At 40.5% G+C, this 18,937-nt stretch carries 10 protein-coding genes; all 10 read left to right on the top strand.

The features are described 5' to 3' along the window. The first annotated feature begins 3 nt into the window (after positions 1 to 3). Entirely contained in the window at positions 4 to 2,019 is a 2,016-nt protein-coding gene (locus L6469_RS12260; protein WP_074548985.1) for a RagB/SusD family nutrient uptake outer membrane protein, read from the top strand. Positions 2,020 to 2,167: 148 nt separating this feature from the next. Then, a complete protein-coding gene (locus L6469_RS14760) occupies positions 2,168 to 4,411 on the top strand; it encodes a glycoside hydrolase family 88 protein (RefSeq protein ID WP_306432723.1) in 2,244 nt (747 codons plus the stop codon). A 466-nt stretch (positions 4,412 to 4,877) separates the two neighbouring features. Continuing rightward, positions 4,878 to 6,233 carry a DUF3575 domain-containing protein gene (locus L6469_RS12275; protein ID WP_074803031.1) on the top strand — a complete coding sequence of 452 codons (1,356 nt, stop codon included), beginning with the start codon at positions 4,878 to 4,880 and terminating at the stop codon, positions 6,231 to 6,233. Continuing rightward, a complete protein-coding gene (locus tag L6469_RS12280) occupies positions 6,230 to 7,396 on the top strand; it encodes a hypothetical protein (RefSeq protein ID WP_006281862.1) in 1,167 nt (388 codons plus the stop codon). The genes L6469_RS12275 and L6469_RS12280 overlap by 4 nt, the downstream gene beginning before the upstream one ends. A 36-nt stretch (positions 7,397 to 7,432) precedes the next feature. Beyond that, complete coding sequence (locus L6469_RS12285; protein WP_006281863.1) at positions 7,433 to 8,635, top strand: fimbrillin family protein; 1,203 nt, start codon at positions 7,433 to 7,435, stop codon at positions 8,633 to 8,635. A 55-nt stretch (positions 8,636 to 8,690) separates the two neighbouring features. Then, positions 8,691 to 10,733 (top strand): fimbrillin family protein, encoded by a 2,043-nt coding sequence (locus L6469_RS12290; RefSeq protein ID WP_006281864.1) that lies wholly within the window; start codon positions 8,691 to 8,693, stop codon positions 10,731 to 10,733. 45 nt (positions 10,734 to 10,778) lie between these two features. Then, positions 10,779 to 12,821, top strand: coding sequence for a fimbrillin family protein (locus tag L6469_RS12295; RefSeq protein ID WP_006281865.1), 2,043 nt, complete (start codon positions 10,779 to 10,781; stop codon positions 12,819 to 12,821). 19 nt (positions 12,822 to 12,840) lie between these two features. Further along, positions 12,841 to 14,781, top strand: a complete 1,941-nt coding sequence (locus L6469_RS12300; protein WP_006281866.1) for a fimbrillin family protein — start codon at positions 12,841 to 12,843, stop codon at positions 14,779 to 14,781. A gap of 38 nt (positions 14,782 to 14,819) precedes the next feature. Next, on the top strand, positions 14,820 to 16,022 hold the full coding sequence (locus L6469_RS12305) for a fimbrillin family protein (protein ID WP_074803034.1): 1,203 nt from the start codon (positions 14,820 to 14,822) through the stop codon (positions 16,020 to 16,022). A gap of 36 nt (positions 16,023 to 16,058) precedes the next feature. Continuing rightward, positions 16,059 to 18,926, top strand: a complete 2,868-nt coding sequence (locus tag L6469_RS12310) for a fimbrillin family protein (protein WP_143067144.1) — start codon at positions 16,059 to 16,061, stop codon at positions 18,924 to 18,926. Positions 18,927 to 18,937 lie beyond the last annotated feature (11 nt).

The raw sequence follows: 18,937 nt of genomic DNA on the forward strand, positions 1-18,937 counted from the left end.
AACATGAAAATCAATTCAAAAAATATATTCCGCACAAGTGCTGTGTTAGCCTTTGCAGGAACCATGGTGGGCTGTACGAGTGACTTCCTAAAACAGGACCCATTGTCATTTTATGAACCAGGTACTACCTATACCACAGAAGCCGGACTTCAGTCAGCGTTGGCTCAATGCGACAAACAGTTGAAAACATATCGTATCGATGGTAACTGGAATAATGTAGGTATCTTTACTAACTATCTCATGTCTGATGTTGGTATGTATGCCAAGACCGATATGGGTGGCGGTTTCCAAGATAACTTTGATGCCAAACTTACGCCAACCTCTGGTATGGCTTCTGGTGGTGATGCTAATTATATGCAGCGTTTTTGGGATCAGGGATATAGTATGGTGAAGTATGCCAACTCTATTTTGAGCTATGTAGATCAGGTAGATGGGCTTTCTAATGAACTGCGTGACGCTTATAAGGGACGTGCTTATTTCCATCGTGCGTATGCTTATTATAATCTCTGTCTTCAGTTTGGTGATATCCCTTTGGTAACCAAGTTGATAGCTTCGCCTAAACGTAACTATCGTTCTACCAGTAAGGAAGCTGTTTTTCAGATGTTAGTACACGATTTGGAATTTGCTGTTGCGCATGTTCCTTCTCAGAGTAAGATGAGCTATGTAGGTCAGGTGAATCAAGAAGCTTGTATGCAGTTGCTTATCAAGTGCTATCTTGTTACAGGTGAATATGCTAAAGCCGAGCAGACTGCTACCGATCTGATTAATAATCATGGTTTAAAACTGATGACTGAGAGCTTTGGTACCTGGCAACCTTCTGGTAATGAGAATACCTGGAAGGTGGAACGCAATGTTGTATGGGATTTACATCGTACCCCTAATATTGCTGACCCAGCCAACAAGGAAACCATCATGATGATTGTCAATTCTAATGATGAAGACTTCACTACCTATAATGTGATGCGTGCTTGTTTTGCACACTGGAGTAATAGTGTTATCCGTGATCCTCATGGTATGGCTACTCCTGGTAATAACATCGCCCGCAACAATAGCAATTATAATGATACACTCGACTGGGTGCGTGCTGCTGGTCGTGGTATTGCCGTTAATCGTACCTCTTTCTATTATAATAAGACCATTTGGAGCTATGATGGCGAGACAGATTGGCAAGATCTTCGTCATAATCGTAAGGTTGGTAACTGGATGGAGATGGAAGATTTCAAATATAACAATCCGAAGTCTGAGTGCTATGGTCAGCATTATCAGCTTTATGCCGATAAAGACTATGCTGATGGCAATGGTAAAGTGCTTGTACATAAGGGTGATTTGCTCTGTTCTGATACTATTCGTAGCTGGTATCCTACACCTTTATATCAGTTGTATATCTTAGATACTCCTAACGAGAATAATATGGGAGCTAATCAGTTCCAGGGTGCTTCTGGTAAGGGTGCCAATGGTGATATGTATCTTTTCCGTCTGGCAGAAACCTATCTGCTCCGTGCTGAGGCTCGTCTCTATCAGAAGAATCCTGCAGGGGCAGCAGAAGATGTTAATGCTATCCGTAAGCGTGCTAATGCTAAAAAGATGTATACTACTGTAAATATTGGTGATATCATGGCTGAACGTGCTCGTGAACTTTATCTCGAAGAGTTCCGTCAGGCTGAAATGGTTCGTGTATCATGGTGTTTGGCTAAGAGTGGTATTGCTGATGAATGGGGTAACACTTACGATCTTAATACTTGGGATAAGCAGGAAGGTACTGATCTCTCGGGTGGTAGCTATTGGTATCGTCGTTGTACTACTTATAATGTGTTTAATCACGATTATGGTAAAGGTCAGCAGGGTAACCAAACTTTTGAATATAAGATTAACAAGCATAATCTGTTCTGGCCTATTCCTAATTCTGCTATTACGGCGAATAACCAAGGTCAACTTCGACAGAATTATGGCTATGATGGTTACAGCGATGCTATCCCAATGTGGACTAATTGGGAAGATGCTGTGGCAGACGAGCAGTAGATCTTTAGTTCATAACATATAGATATGTCCTCCGTCATGTGTCTTGGTCCCTGTGTTGGGGCATCGGGCATATTGCGGAGGCTTATCGTGTCGATTCTAAATGCTTAAATAGTATATATGTTTATTATAAGAGATAAGAACCTAGACTATGATGAGGAAAATTTACATGGTATTTGCCTTGCTTTCTTGTATGATGATGTCTGTTCAGGCTAAAACAGACGGTCAGATTCATCCTGGAGCTATTTGGCACGACAATCGGGGAATTCATATTAATGCGCATGGTGGCGGCGTTATGCAGTATAATGGAACCTATTATTGGTTTGGTGAGCATAAAGCTGAAAACACAAGTAGTGCTTTAGTTGGGGTGACTTGTTATACGAGTAAAGATCTGGTGCATTGGAACTATCAGGGGGTAGCTCTTTCGGTTAGTGATCAGCCAGGTAGTGATATTGAAAAGGGATGTATCTTGGAACGCCCTAAAGTGGTATATAACGAAGCTACTGGTAAGTTTGTGATGTGGTTTCATCTCGAACTGAAAGGGCGTGGCTATGCGGCAGCACGTTATGGTGTGGCTGTCAGCGATAATCCTGCTGGTCCTTATCGCTTCCTGCGTTCCGAACGTTCATGTGCCGGACTTTATCCGCAAAATTTAGCGCATCGTATGTCTGTATCCGATTATCGTAAAGGTCTGAAGATGGGATGGTGGACACCTGCTTGGCAGAATCTTGTAAAACATGGTCTCTATATTGAGCGTGATTTCGATAATGGACAGATGTCACGTGATCAGACTATTTTTGTCGATGATGACGGTAAGGCTTACCATGTCTTTTCTTCAGAAGAAAATCTTACCCTCCATATCGCCGAACTTAATAAGGATTATACGGCAGAGACTGGCCGCTACTGGACGATGGCTGAAGGGGGACAGAATGAAGCACCGGCTGTCTTCAAGCATGGCGATACGTATTGGATGATTACGAGTGGATGTACGGGCTGGGCTCCTAATAAAGCTCGTATGTTTTGGGCTAAGTCTATTACAGGACCTTGGCATCAGGTTGATAATCCATGCCGTGGACCAAAGTCTGATATTACTTTCGGCGGGCAGAGTACATTTGTGCTTCCGGTTCTTACCCAAAAAGGTACAGAGTATATCTTTATGGCCGATATATGGCGCCCTCAGCATCCTAATGATGCTCGTTATATTTGGTTGCCTATCGATTTTGATACAGCTGGTACTCCGGTGATTCATTGGCAGGATGCCTGGACTCCTTCTAAACCTGTTCTCAAAAGGGCTGTTAAGAATGATGCTCTTACGGTTAGGAAGCAAGAGGTGTTAAGTTATATTCAGCTTGTTAATGACTATTGGCAGGCTAATAATAAGCCAGAAGTTCGTAGCTTCTGGGATCATGCCGCTTACCACACTGGTAATATAGCTGCTTATCAGCTTACCGGTAACCGTTCCTGGTTGAATTATTCTTCTACTTGGGGTGAGTATAATAAGTGGATGGGGGCTCGAGAATCAAATCCGGCTAAGTGGAAATATCTCAAATATGGAGAAGGACAGGATTATGTTCTTTTTGGCGATTGGCAGATTTGTTTTCAGACGTATCTTGATCTTGTGGCTATTGAACAGGGTGGTTATAGTCGTAAGATGATGGAAGACCCACGTGTGGCTCGTGCCATTGAAGTTATGGGATATGAAGCTGACAGTAAAGTTCACGATTATTGGTGGTGGGCTGATGCGCTTTATATGGTTATGCCGGTGATGACGAAAATGTATAAGATGACTGGCGATGAGAAATATCTTGATAAACTTTATGAGAACATCTGTTATAGCGATAGTATTATGCTTGATGAGGAGACAGGACTTTATTTCCGCGATGGCCGTTATGTTTACCCTAAACATAAGACAAATAGTGGCAAGAAAGATTTCTGGGCAAGAGGTGATGGTTGGGTGTTGGCCGGTTTAGCTAAGGTATTACAAGATATGCCTTCCGATTATCGTCATTATCGATTCTTTTTGGAGAAGTATAAGAAATTAGCCAAGTCGGTTGCCGCTTTACAGCAAAAAGAAGGCTATTGGACTCGTAGTATGATGGATGCAGAACAGGCACCTGGCCCTGAGACTAGTGGTACTGCCTTTTTTACTTATGGCTTGTTATGGGGAATCAATCACCAGATCTTGTCGGCTAGGGAATATATGCCTGTAATCAATCGTTCATGGCATTATCTCACGAAAACTGCCATTCAAGATAATGGCAAATTGGGTTATGTTCAACCTATTGGTGACAGGGCTATTCCTGGCCAGGTTATTAATGCTGATAGTCAAGCTAATTTTGGAGTAGGGGCATTCCTTCTTGCTGCTACTGAGTATTATTACTATTTAAGTAAATAATTCTAAAAATAGGTAGGTGTTTTTAAGTAAATAGATGTTTATTTACTTAAAAACACCCTCTATTTATTTTTTTTCTATCGTATCCTTCTTTTATTCTCACTATTTGCTATCAATTTGACACTTTGCTATTTTATACTTTACAATTATTCTTTTTTGACCAATTTTCATGCTTGTTAAGTACATTTCTCTGTCTTTACTTTCATCAAATTGAAAGTTTGTGCCCTTTAAATCCCTTTAAATCCTTGCTGTTTTAAATTTCAAGGTGTTTTAAGGTTTGGTTCTTAATGAAGACTCATTTCAATCTGTTTTTTCGTAAACAGTTCATTTATAGGCGTTTTAACAAAAAAATGTTTGGCACTTTAAAAAATAGTTATAATTTTGCAGCGTTTTCAAGAAATGATTTATTTCTAGGCATGTATGAAAGTATGTATTTAAGTTGATAGTATACAAAATTAAGCGAATGATTATGTTGAAGTTTCTTGCTACTTTGGGTTTCCTATCTCTAGTAGTAACTCCCATTACTGGACAAAACAAATCAAATTTTAGACAACCAGCAGAGTTTCCTTTCGTGTTGGTTTCAGATTCAGGTGCAGTGGCTCCTGTGATTTCTGATTCATTATTTGATCAGGCATCTCGAGGTATTCGTTTTCGTGTTAATAAGACATACTTGATAAAAGATCAGCCTTTTATTTCCCTTTATAATGATAGTTTACTGTCTTGGGCGCATGATAACAATTTGCGTTTAAGTAAGGTTTATATTCGTGGTGCTGCTTCTCCAGAAGGACCTTATGACAATAATAAGTATTTGGGTAAGGCTCGTGCTGCTCGTTTAGTGGAGTTCCTCGACCGTGATGGCAGTCTAAAAAAGGCTAACGAAGTTCTTTCTTCTGGTATCAATGAAGATTATGCTTACCTGATTACTTTAATGAAAGAAGCTAATGATCCCGGATATCCGGAAGTGGAGGCTATGTGGAATGCATGTGGTCATAGTGAACCTAAGATGAAGATGAGATTGATGCAGGCTTATAAGGGTAAACTGTGGAAACGTCTTCTTGATCAGTATTTCCCAATACTTCGTCAGGCTCGTGTTATGTTATGGTATACCACTCGCTATAATCTTCATATTGGTAATCTCGGACAGTTATATCCTCATATGATGCTGGCTGATTTGCCTGATTTGCAAGTGCCACGTTCTGATCGTTCGCCTAAATATGCACGTCGACATCTTATCGCCCTTCGTACCAATTTGCTTCATGATTTCTTCTATATGCCTAACTTCGGAAAGGCTTTTGGTATGAATGTTCAGTTGGAATACTATCCTCTTACGGGGCATTATACCTATAATGCGGGATTTACTTATACTAATCATCGTCATTGGGAGGATTACCAGTTTTTTCAGATTCGTGATCTTCGCTTAGAACTTCGTCGCTATTTTGTTGGTGGTGGAGAATTTATAGGTCCTTTTCTCAGTGCTTATGCTAATGGTACTTTCTATGGTATTGGTTTAAGCCAGACTAAAGGTTGGGAAGGTGAAGGTGGTGGTGCCGGTATCGGTATCGGATACACGTGCAAGTTGAATCGTAAGGGGTCCCTTCGTCTTGAGTTTAATGCCGAATTCGGTGGTTTTTATACTGAGTATGATCCTTATATATATGGTAATCCGATTACGGGTACCAAAGATGGTCTTTACTATTATGACTATTATGGTAAAGCCAGCGATTTTAAGGAGCGTCAGCATAGTCGACTTTGGTTAGGTCCTACCAATGCAGGTATCCACCTTACTTATGATATCATTTACCGAAAGAAGAAGCAAATCAGATGAAAAAGAAAATTTCTTATATAGTAATAATCATTTTAACGGCGCTTACCTCGCTTACATCTTGTATCGAACCGCCTTTGTATTTGCCGGGTGAAGAACTGCAGATTGTTATGCCTGAGGTATATACTGATATTGATGTTGCCTGGGATGTAGAAACTGATATTCAGGTAAAATGGCATTATGGATGGGATAAAGAAGATACTGAGCTTTTTGATTCTCTAGGTTATCCGATGCCTACAGTCCTGGAAGTTCGTCGTCTTTATAATGGTCAGTATGCTGATGGTAATGTTATAAGTACTGATGCTTTTACTACGACCAAGAGTACCTTTAGAAAATATTTTGAATTCGGCTATTATGATATGCTCTTTTGGTCGGATGTTGATAAAGATAATGATGTAGCTCCAAATCTTCAAATTAATGAACAGGATGTTCAGGCTGTTCAAGCCTATACTAAGGGTAATCATGGTATGTATGGTTTGGATATTGACTCTATTGATACCACTAAGGTTATAGGTCTTCATGATCAGCCTGAGATGTTTTATGGTGCCTTTCCACAGGATATTTACATCTCTACCGATTTACGCGATTATGAGTACGATTCTATAAATAATGTGTACATAAAGCATATCGAAGCTAAACTGAAACCTTTAGTTTATGTTTATCTCTTTCAGATAGTGCTTCATAATAATCATGGTATTGTACAGGCTGTAGATGGTAATGCGGCTATCTCCTCTCTTGCTGGAAGTGTCAATGTAAACACTGGTCATACTGGTGAGGAGCCTAGTATGGTTTATATGAACACCCGTATGAAGCAAAATATCGATGTCGATGGTGAAAACTGTGATATTATTGGTGGCCGTCTGAATACTTTTGGTCTTTGTGATATGGATCGTTATGATGCGGAGCGTGGTACTACTTATCAGGGTGGACAGCCTAATTTCCATAACTATATTTATTTTGATATGACCTTAGCTGATGGCTCTGTGAAAACGTATCGTTATGATGTAACCGATCAGATGCAGGCTAATGCTTATGGAGGTATTATCACTCTTCATGTCGACTGTGAGAGTCTTGAACCGATTTATAATGATGCTAATAAGATGAGTGGTCTTTTCATACCAACTATTGAAGATTATGAAGAAGTTATCTGGCATGTCGAAATATAAGAAAATAATCGTTAAGAATATATCCGAATCATAGTAATGTATAATTTTAAAAAGTCTAAACTAGGCGTAATGGCAACGATGGTATTTGCTGGTGCTTTGGGCTTGTCAAGCTGTACCTCGGGTAGTGATGCTGATGAGGAGTATACAGGTAATTTAGACCCTGTAGGCTTCAGTCAGGTCGCTATTCAGTCGTTAAAGAGCAATGCCACCGAAGCTACAAGTAATTCCCCTCTGACACAGGGGTTTATGGTGAGCCTTTGGAAGGGTTTTGCTACCAGTAGCCAACAAACGCTCATGGATATGTACGAAGTGAAATACCTTACGGACAATTGGACAGGTTCTTATTCTTGGTCGTATGTGGGTACTACTGCTGATGGCTTCAGTAAAGAGCAGCGACAGACTTATTGGGATACGAACAAGATGCCATACCGTTTTTATGCACTTACACCTTATCCAACAGATGCTACCGGTTTTGTTTTATCCGACACTCAGTTAACTTTGCCGTTGTCTGCTCAGTTCACGTATCAGACAAGTACTAATGGAAATATTTCTGAAGGTCGCGAAGATTATCTTCCAGCTCAAGTAGAGCGACAGGCTAGTGGTAAAGATTACGATGTGATGATCGACAATGGAACCAAGCAGATTAATACGGGTAGCACTACGCTCAACCGTTCGGTGGCTTTACCTTTTCATCATTTTACCTCAAAGGTGCGGTTTGGCATTTATACCGAGTCGATCGTATCTACAGAAGAAGCGCTACCGGTTACAGATATTGTCATCAAGGTTGTTTCGGATAATTTTGCTACATCGGCGATGGGCTATCAAGCCAACCTCAGTACGGGCGATATGCTTTCTGGCAGTTTTACACAATTGACACGTCAAAATGGTGTTGTACTGCTTACCACAGATTCAAGTAATGCGAATGACAACAATATCCTTCAAGCGAATAAAGATACCAAAGCCTATATGATGCGATGCCCAGAGGGGCTGCTACAGATACCTCAGAGTGGCGTAATGCTCACAATTAGTTTTAAGGTGGGCTCGAAAGAATTTACAGACATACCATTGACGGTAACCGAAGGCGATGAAACGATGACTTCATTTACATGGAATCCTAATACGCTCTACACCTACCTGATTAAGGTAAAAGACCTGGTTAAGGCGGATATCGAATGTACTGCAACGATAGAAGATTGGGATTACATTTATTCGACAATTAACACTGATCTTGAAAAGTAACATAATTAATAAATATTGCGATATAATCTAAAAGAATAAGTATACGTAAAATAAAATGAAGAAGCTTAATTACCTCATGTTTGCGGCTGCGACCGCCATGTTTGCTACTAGTTGTAGTACCGATAGTTTGGAAGCTTTGATTCCAGACAGTGAAAAAACCGCTATTGAGTTTGGTGGTAGTTCTGCACAGGTTACTCGTGCAGGATTGAGTAAAGCCAATCCAACGAATGTTGTGATGCAGATCAAAAGTCAGAAAAAGGGTAGTACCGGTAATAATAATGTCCGTGTAACTCGTACTGTGGCTACAGCTTCTGCAGATAACACTTATGATGACACATCATACTCTACATTATCTTTTTTAAATGATTATCAGCGTTATTGGGATGATGCGTATGGTCGTGATGCTGAACTTTCTGTTTATGCGATAGCTGTTCCTGGTAAAACGACTGATTCTAAGGCTGCAGAAGATAAACTTAAAGCAAGTACTTCTACTTGGTCTTCTGAAGAGTTATCACACACTGTAGATTGGACTGTTTCTACAGCTCAGACTAATACAACTCTTGCTGATGAGGATCTTATCTTCAGTAATAATATCAGTGGTGACAACAAGATGAAATTCAAGCTTAAAGATCCTAATGACGAGGATGGTGCTGGTACGTTTGATTCTGGTAACTTGAATTTTACTCACGCTTTGTCTCGTATTACGATTAATTTGAAGAGAGGTGCAGGTTTCTCTGGTGAAAATACATTCCAGTTTGCTACTGATACTAATGTTTCTCTTAACGCTATGCCTGTAGGGGGTACACTTGATTTGGCTTCTGGTGAGTGGACAACTACTTCTACTGCTACTGTATCTTCTATGTACAAGGCTAGTGCTATTACAGGTTCTGCTGCTAACGAGTATAAAGATTATAAACTGATGGCTCAGGTATTACCAGGCAAGATTTATACTGATGGTGATGTGAATAAGGAACTCAGCTTTACTATTGATGGTAACCAGTATACCATTTCATCTGATATGATGTTTGATGCTTTGAACGTTGCAGATGTAAAGGCTTCAGTAACTAAACTTACTGATACGAATATCACATTAGAGAAGGGATTGAATTATACATTCAATATTACTGTAAACAAGACTGGTGTAAACGTTACTGCTAGCATTCAGGATTGGACTCCAATTTCAGCAGAAGATTTAGATTTGACTAACGATAATATCAAGGTTTCTGTTTACGATACAGAGAATGATCATATTAGTGATTTCGAACTTTATCGTTCTGTTGTAGATAATGAGGATAATTCAGATGGAACTTATGCTTCTAGAGGTAATGCTACTTGGTATTATCAGGATAACCAAACTTATTATAATTTCCGTTCTACCTCTAATGTAACGAGCTTGAATTCTGATCTGAAGAGTTTTGCGATGACAGCAGGTTCAACAGACTATCAGTGGGGTGCACCATTGAAGGCTAATGCGATTACTGCTGGTGTAACTCCTAAGTACGATACAGAAAATGGTTACAATGACTTAATCTTTGGTCAGATTGGTGCTACTTCTAGTACTATTAATATGACTCAGTTCCACATGATGAGCAAGGTAACCGTAAAGCTCACTTCTGAACCAAAAGATGATAAAGATGATAACCAGAAAGTAGACTTAACTGGTAGCAAGGTATATATTACTCGCATTAATAAAGATGGTGAAGTTCTCATGGCTACAGGTAAGATTACATCATCTAATCTGCAGAAAGACTTGGAGATGACTCCAGAAACTAACACAACATCTTATATTTATAATATGAGTGTTGTACCTCAGACATTGGTTCGTGGTACTTCTGATGCAGATTATATCGGTATCCGTATTGAGACTGCTTCAGGTAAGTCTATTTACTACTACGAGAAGCTTAGCGATGTGAAAGCTTCTGATGCAACTACTAGTCAGAATAATAAAACTGGTGAGTCTATTTCTTACTGGTATCCAGGTCATCACTACACGTATGTATTTAATATCCTCAAGACTGGTGTTAATGGTGTTACCGCTTCTTTGGTAGATTGGACTACGGTAACCGGTGCAACACAGAATATCTCTCTCGAGGATTAATACGAAATCATCTTAAATTCAAAAATTAATTTCAACAATTAATTAATGAAATTAAATACAACATACATATCTCTCATTTCACTGCTCACGCTGACTGCGTGTAGCAGTGACTTGTCGGATATTCTCAACGGTAATTCGGGTAAAGAGGAAGTGACCTTTACGACAACGAATTTGGAATCTTCTGTCGTTACTCGTGCTGGTTTCGCAGATGGTAATACTGCCATTTTTGCGAAGATGAAAAGCGAAGCGGATAACAAAACGACTCAATGGACTGCTACAACTTTGTTGGCAAGCAAAGATACAACGAATAGTGAGACATCAACAAGTAGTGTATCATATAATACGGTGTCTGATACTCGTTTTTGGGATGATACCCATGGACGAGATGCGAATATTTCTGTATATGCTGTTGCTATAGCAAATAATAGTGAAACGACCAATACGGCAAGCTCTCTTTTATCAGCTCCTAATCAGTGGACAGATGCTACAGATACGAATTCTGGTCTGTCCTTTGATTATACTGTTTCTACTGCTCAGAATGTAGCTACAACTTCTTTTGATCAGTATGATCTTGTTTATAGTAACAATATTACGAATGGTACAACGGACGCTCGTTTGAAGTTTACTCGTTCTTCTGATTCTGATAATGGTCATACGGGGTCTTTTGACAAAGGTAGTCTTCTGTTTAATCATGCGCTTACTAAGATTACGGTTAATCTTCTTAAGGGTAATGGTTTTGAGGGTGACTTCGTCTCAGCCAAGACTTCTGTGATGATTGGCTCTTCTGCTAATCAGCCTACATTAAAAGGTAATTTTGATGTGGCATCAGGCGAATGGGAGTTAGATGAGAATACGAAAGGTGAAGTTTCTGCTACAGTAGGTACTTTATTGAATTCTTATGATGTAGATAATGCTACTTATGATGTTATTCCGACGAATGCTATCGTCATGCCGGGTTATACTTTGCGTCAGTCGAATACCAATACTGCGCTTACGATTAATGTATCCGATAACTTATATTATGTGAGCGAAGCTAATTTGTATGCGGCTCTTCAAAAGGTGTTGTCGCTTTCGGAGAGTTCTTATGCAATGGCTCAAGGTTATCATTATATTTTCAATATTGAGTTGAATAAAACGGGAATTAAGGTTACTGCTTCTTTGGCAAAGTGGAATTCTGTTGTTGGTGAAACGCAGAATCCATCTAATGCTCGTATTTCTGTTGAATTCCTCAATGTTGATGGTAGTTCAGCTCAGAGTAAAGTTAATTTGTATCGTCTCCTGGATGAGGCTTCTGAGATTTCTGATGATTATGTCGGCATGAACTGGAATGGTAATTACGGTTCGGCTGCTACGGTAGAAACAAACGGTACTACAAACTGGTATTTTGATAGTAATAAGAGTTATTATCATTTCAGAACGACGAATGTGACTCCTACTCGGGTTTCAGCAATGACTGCAACCAATAATGATGGTGGGGATTATGTGCCGATTTCTAGTGGTAAAAGAAATGCAAGCGATCCTATTTGGGGCGCTCCTATGAAGGGTAATACTATTCGCTATTCGTCTACTAGTGGTTTTACGGATTGTTTGATATCTGCCATTGGTCCTACTTCGAATATGATTCATCTTACCCAACTTCACATGTTGTCTCAGCTGGATATTTATTTGACTACTACGACAGGTACTGATGCTGTAACTCTTGAAGGTTCTACGGTGGTTATTACTGGTATGAGTCCTGAAGGACAGGTGTTGATGGGGTCAGGTAAGATTAATGCTACAGATTCTGTGACAGATGTTACCATGACTGCTCCTTCTGCAGGAACTGTGGCTACAACACCTTTTACTTGGGATGTCGTTCCGCAGACTCTTTCTCATATAGGGTTGATTATTACGACAGGTGATCATAATAAGTATGTCATTTCTGATTTGAGCAAAATCGTAGAGACGGGTACTTCATCTACGATTTCTGAGTGGATTCCCGGAACACATTATACATATACCTTCGATTTGAGGAAGACTGACGTTAAGGCTTCTGTAAGTCTCGCTGATTGGACAACCAAGTCAGCAAGCGCTCCCGTTTGGTTCTAAAAACAATACAAGATTATAAATGATGACATTAAAATATTCCATAGTTTCGTTATCTGCATTGATGCTTCTGGCAAGTTGTTCATCAGACGACTTAACAAACGAAAACGCTTCAGATCGTCTGGCTTTGAGTTTCGATGCCTCTTTGAGTTCTGCTCAGGTTACACGTGCCACAGCTAATTCTTTTGACACAGGTGAAACCTTGTATACTTTTGTTCAGCATGTTGATGCTTATAATCAATTGGTTAGTATCGATGACCGTTCACCACGAATGGTAACTTTGACTGTTGGCAGTGATATGACTAGCGTTACTTCTACAGAAGATCTCTATTGGGATGATTTCAGCCTTGGTGGCGGCGATGATGATACGAATCTTCGTAAGTCTGGTCATGGCTTACGTAGTTACTATGGATATGGTTATAATGGTGGTACACCGAGTACGGCGCTTGTGGATAGTACAGGCGTGTTGGGTTGGACTGCTCCTACTACTCAGAATTCTGCAGAGATTGTTCAGCATGCTGATTTGCTTTGGTCGTCTACTCAGCCTAAGGTGGTTTATAACCATGAATCTTCTTCTGCCAAAAGTGGAACCGGCACATTGTCTGTTCCTTATACTCATGCGATGAGTGAATTTACTATCGAATTGGTTGCAGGTGATGGTTTTACATCGAATACTACTTTTGCAAATACTACCGTTACATTGCATCAGATGAATACGGTTGGTACCTTTACAGCTCCTTCTGCAACGGTCTCTGGTGGTACAGAAGCAGACATCACGATGTATAAAAGTTCTATGTCTGCAGATCGTAGTACTTTCGTAGCGATGACTGTTCCTGGTACTGATTTGGCTGAAGGTGAGTCCTTTATTACCATTACTGATGCCGATGGCAATAACTATCATCTGAATGTTACGCAGGCTATGTTGTCTACAGGTGAATCAAATTGGGGGAGCGGTCTTGCTACTGTTACATCTGAAAGTGCTACAACTTATGCCACTCAGCCTGGTTATAATTATCACCTTACGGTAAAACTCGCCAAGCAGGGTATTACTGCTGAAGCTTCTTTAGCAGATTGGCAAACGGTTACGGCTACTGGTGATGGTGTTATTGATTTTTCAGCTGATGTAACCACTCAGAACGCCACAGAAGGCTTAACTTCTGGCGATACTTTTGATCTGTGGATGGTACAGGATGCAACTGATTATACCTATGGAGAAAAGTCTTCTTTGGTTTCTTACAATGGTACTGGCTTGTCTTTAGCACCCTCTCTTTATTGGCCTAACGGAACAGATAAGTTCTTCTTCCGCGCGCAAGCGAATAGAAGTGTAGAGGGTGCTCTCTCTGGAAATATTTCAGAACCAACTACGGTTTCTCAGGGTGAAGATCGTATGTGGGCTACCACAAAGGCTGCGGATGGTTACGATGAAGGTGCTTCTTTGAGTCCTCGTACGGGTAATGTACCTTTGTTGTTCAGCCATATCATGAGTAAAATCAGTGTTGTCCTTAAAACGCCTGTGGCTGCATCTGGTGCTGCTGATGCGAATACGAAGCATGTTAACTTGGAGGGTGCTACGATCTCTATCAGTAATGTATATCCTTCAGGTACAGTTGATATCCATAATGGTAGTATTACACCAAGTGGCACAAAGGCTGCCATTACAACTACCGAGGGTATTGCTGCAGATGCAGTCAAGACAGAAGAAAGCTATAACACGGCAGCAGCCTTGACCGATTATATCGTTGTTCCACAGTCTACTTCTGCTATGGTTTTGACGATAACACTGGGCGATGGTACAGTCTATAAAATCAATCTGAATAGTGATACTGATCTTGATAAATGGGTTAGAGGCAAAGCGTATGTGTATACTATTACGCTTGAGAAGGAAGCTGTTACTGTAGCCGGTTTGGTTAAAAATTGGGAGGATGTTACAGGTAGTGGTAAGGCGATCTTGGAGTGGGATTAATCAGTTCCCGCTCTACACTTGTAAATGAAGATAGGATTATGGATAAAATGATGAGATGTCGTTCATTATATATAGGGTTATCATTGCTGTTGACAGCATGCTCTGCTTCTGATTTCGACGGTGGCTCTACTCCAGAGACATCCACAGATGAAGTGGTAGGGCAGACGGTATCTTTCACTGTTAATGAGGCTGTAAGTCGTGCTACCTCTACGATTGCTATGGATAACGATGGTCGTTTTGTATGTAGTATGTATTATCACTCTAAGAATGGGGATACCAATGATAGTGCCTATGATATGGCTGCAAGTTCTACTGCTTGGCTAAAGATAAATGCTAGTGGTACGCCTGTTTATTGGAATAAGGATTATACGACAGAGAATGTTACTACCAACGAGGATGGTGACGATACGAGTGCTGGAAAGTTTTATTGGCAAAACCGTTTGAGTCATGTCTTTCTGGCTCTTGCTGACTATAATCAGCTCACGACTAATACCTATAATTCGGGTGCTCAGGGTGCCCTGAAGATGTATCCTGATGGCGATAATAAGGATGATAAGACCCTGATGGTCAATGGTAACACATTAGCGAATGATAGTTCGATAAATGTTTACGATTTGACGAGAGGGGATAAGACGAGCATGGCCGAACAGCCTGATCCTATCGTTGCTCTTACCGCTCAGGTGCCTGCTAATTATATCAGCAATACAGTTGCGCTGACCTTTAAGCATCAGTTTGCTCAAGTACAGGTTAATGTTTTTAATGACCGTTCTGCCGACCAGTCTGTCAGTCTTACATCTGAACTGATTACGAAAGTAGAACTGATAGATGTTTCTACTGAGGGATATGTGTATAATCGAATCAATGAAGATGGTTCTGTGAATGCCACTGTGAGCAATACGATAACCCCGAATGAAGATGATACGCCAGTAACCGCATTCGAGATGTTTTCGATGAGTACTCCTGCATCGGGAGCTGTCAAGTCTTATCAGGCGATAGCCTTTGGCTCCCTTCGTAAGATACGTATTACTTGGAAGGAAAGTACAGATGATGATGCCATTGAGCACGTTACTACTTATACCCTGGATACGGGTAAAAACACGTTGGCAAGTGGTAAGAAGTATACCTATAATATCTACCTCATTCGTAGTTCGCTGGTATCGCTCAAACCAACCATTACCGACTGGACTTTAGATAAAACGTATTCGTCTGAAGCTACTATTTCAGACGATACAGAGGATTAACGCACAGTATAAATTATATAGTAAGTATACATTATCATGAGCATACAAATGATGCAACATACGAAACATATTGGTTCATGGCTTATCAGCCTTCTGGCGATGTTACTGCTGACAGGTTGTGGTGAAGATATCACTGCCGAAGGAACAGATGATATTCTGGCAGGCGATGCTGTACAGTTTACTACCTATGTGCAGACCCCGGTAACCCGTGCTACTTCTCAAGACGAATTAACGGATGAGATGAATTCCAACTATAAGATTATTGAGAGTGGTTATAAGCTGTCGGTGTCTATGCTTCAGAAACTCACTGGTGTTTCTGAGGGTGAAGTAGATACATCGATTGTGGCTACGGGTACCTATACATCTACGAATAATGCCAATGGTATCTTGAGTGGTTCATCTTTATATTGGCCAGATACACAGAATCGTTATGGTTTTAAGGCTGAAGCGGGAAGTGATGTGATAAAAGCCGATCAGTCGCAGTATACAGAAGGGTATTTGCAGCAAGATAAACTCTTGGGGTTTGGTTATTTGCCTTTGTATTATTCAGATCCTAGCCAGATGGATCAGGTAGATGCTGCTAATTATCATACTGCCAAAGATTGGAAAGCTGGCATCAAGAGCTATAATAATATTACGGATAATAGTGATGCTACTAAGCGTATACCTTTATATATGAAGCATCAGCGTGCCAAGATTACCGTTATTCTGAAGGCAGCAGACGATTTTCCTGTAGAAGATTTACAGTATAATCAGTATCCTTCTGCTTTGTCTGCTACCATTTACTCGTATACAGAAGGTAAGGATGAAGCTGATGTCGAAATTTCTCCTTATACTTATGAATATACTTGGCCTGAGGGGCTTGAACATGCTGGTGATAAGACGACAGCATTTACTGCCGTAGTTAATCCTTACGATTATGCAACTCATTCTTCTAAGGTTATCATTCGTATTGTCATAGCCAACCAGAAGTTTACTTTTATGGCAGCCAATGAGGCGAATACAGAAAATAGTAGTGCCTATAATCTTACTGCTGGCAAGCATCTTATCATTACCGCTACACTCTCGCGCGATCAGCGTAAAGTGGCATTCACTGCCAATGTGCAGGATTGGGAGTCTGAACCGGCTGTCGAGGCGAATACCGATGAGTTTGGAGGTAATGGTAATACAATTCAAATTGTGGATAAGGCTACTCTGATAGAATTCCTTACTTCTACTACTGAGTATAATACTGCTGGTGGAGTAGGTGTCGTTGCTGCTGAATCTATTGATTTAGATGAGGATGAAGATTGGGATGGGTCAAAATATCGACTCAACGGTACGTTGAATCTTGCTGGTGCAACGATTTTGACAAAGCATCAGATGCTCGATACGATTGCTTCTACGGGTAAATTGGTGAATGGTACTATTTCTGTGAAGGCTGGTTCTTCTTTACCTTCTGCAGTGGCAAGTATTAATTCGGGTACTATTGATAAGTTGGATATTGTAGCGGATAAGACCTCAACGATTGCTCAAGCTACAGTTGCTGGTCTTGTAGAAAAGAATGATCAGGGTACGATTTCTAATTGTACATCCGATCTTCCGGTTTATGGTGTTCTTCCTGATCAAGCTTCTGAGGCTTATGTCGGTGGTATTGCTGGTACATCTCTCAGTGCTACTGTAGATGGTATTACTACCCGTGCCATCATTGATAATTGTACGGTAAATGCCCGTATTGATGGAGCTGATGGTGTCAAGGGTGGTGGTATCGTTGGTTCTGCCGATGGTAAAGTTACAAATTGTACCAATGATTATGGTATTACCTTACTGCAGGATGCTGATAACTTTAAGAATATCGTGCAGCATGCTGCTACTGAGAATACAGAATTTACGGGAAACGCATGGCCTACTATAGCAGAAAATCGTTTGAGTAGCGTGAATGTCGATAATGCTGTGGCTGAGTCTGATCGTTATACTGCAGTTATTGATCGTCAGGCTGAGTTGAGAGAATCGTTTACTTCATTTTATAATGCTGCGAATAATAAATATCGATTGGCTGACAGTTTCGAATTGAAAGACTGGAATCATTATAATAGCACGAATGGTTATGAGTCTACTGCGGATGAAATACATACCAAGTATAATGATTATAGTGCCAACTATCTGCTTGAAGGTAATCATAAGACGATTACGACCGATGGTATGATCTTTAATACTATCAGCAATGCGATAAGCAATCTTCAGGTGAAGTTGTCTGCTAACTTGATTGCAACTCCTCATACCACTTCTGGTATTCAGGATGGTCTTGATGGTTATGCTCCGGTGGCTTTTGCAGTAGCTGGTAGCAATGCTGTGCTGAGTAATGTTAACGTTACCTCAGATTACTATGTTCAGTCGGCTAACCCATCTGGAGTTGTGGTGTGGGCTTACGATGGAGCTACGATACAAAACTGTAAGAGTAATGTGCCTGTACAGGTATGGTTGGCGTCTACTGTAGACAAAGATGCTAACCATTTTGCAGGAGGCATCGTTGCGTCTGCTTATGATGCTTCTATTATGAGTTGTAGTTATTCTCGTGCTGATAATACGCTTTTCGTCAATACTTCTGACGATTATACTTCTACTTCTACCACAGGCGCTTCTACCGGTGTGGCTTATTATGGTGGTATTCTTGGTGGACCAAGTGCAAAGGGTTCTTCTGCTACAGGGACAATTCTTATTCAAGATTGTTCCAGCAATTTCAGTACTCCAACTACCACTAATGCGTATAAGGGTTCTATCTTAGGTACAGGTGTTTATAGTAGTAATACTTATATCAGTGCTGATTGTAGGGGTAACTGGTGGCCTGCTTTGTCTTATCCTGTAGGTACTGGAGGCGCATCCCTTGTTGGAACGAAGAATGCTGTTACACCTTCTTTTGAATAATTCGATTTTAT

The organism is Segatella baroniae B14, from assembly GCF_022024235.1.
GTDB lineage: Bacteria > Bacteroidota > Bacteroidia > Bacteroidales > Bacteroidaceae > Prevotella > Prevotella bryantii.

Bases quoted from the DNA above. Each gene is read 5' to 3' on its own strand.
- L6469_RS12260 (WP_074548985.1), top strand. From the start codon at position 4: ATGAAAATCAATTCAAAAAATATATTCCGCACAAGTGCTGTGTTAGCC.
- L6469_RS14760 (WP_306432723.1), top strand. From the start codon at position 2,168: ATGATGAGGAAAATTTACATGGTATTTGCCTTGCTTTCTTGTATGATG.
- L6469_RS12275 (WP_074803031.1), top strand. From the start codon at position 4,878: ATGTTGAAGTTTCTTGCTACTTTGGGTTTCCTATCTCTAGTAGTAACT.
- L6469_RS12280 (WP_006281862.1), top strand. From the start codon at position 6,230: ATGAAAAAGAAAATTTCTTATATAGTAATAATCATTTTAACGGCGCTT.
- L6469_RS12285 (WP_006281863.1), top strand. From the start codon at position 7,433: ATGTATAATTTTAAAAAGTCTAAACTAGGCGTAATGGCAACGATGGTA.
- L6469_RS12290 (WP_006281864.1), top strand. From the start codon at position 8,691: ATGAAGAAGCTTAATTACCTCATGTTTGCGGCTGCGACCGCCATGTTT.
- L6469_RS12295 (WP_006281865.1), top strand. From the start codon at position 10,779: ATGAAATTAAATACAACATACATATCTCTCATTTCACTGCTCACGCTG.
- L6469_RS12300 (WP_006281866.1), top strand. From the start codon at position 12,841: ATGATGACATTAAAATATTCCATAGTTTCGTTATCTGCATTGATGCTT.
- L6469_RS12305 (WP_074803034.1), top strand. From the start codon at position 14,820: ATGGATAAAATGATGAGATGTCGTTCATTATATATAGGGTTATCATTG.
- L6469_RS12310 (WP_143067144.1), top strand. From the start codon at position 16,059: ATGAGCATACAAATGATGCAACATACGAAACATATTGGTTCATGGCTT.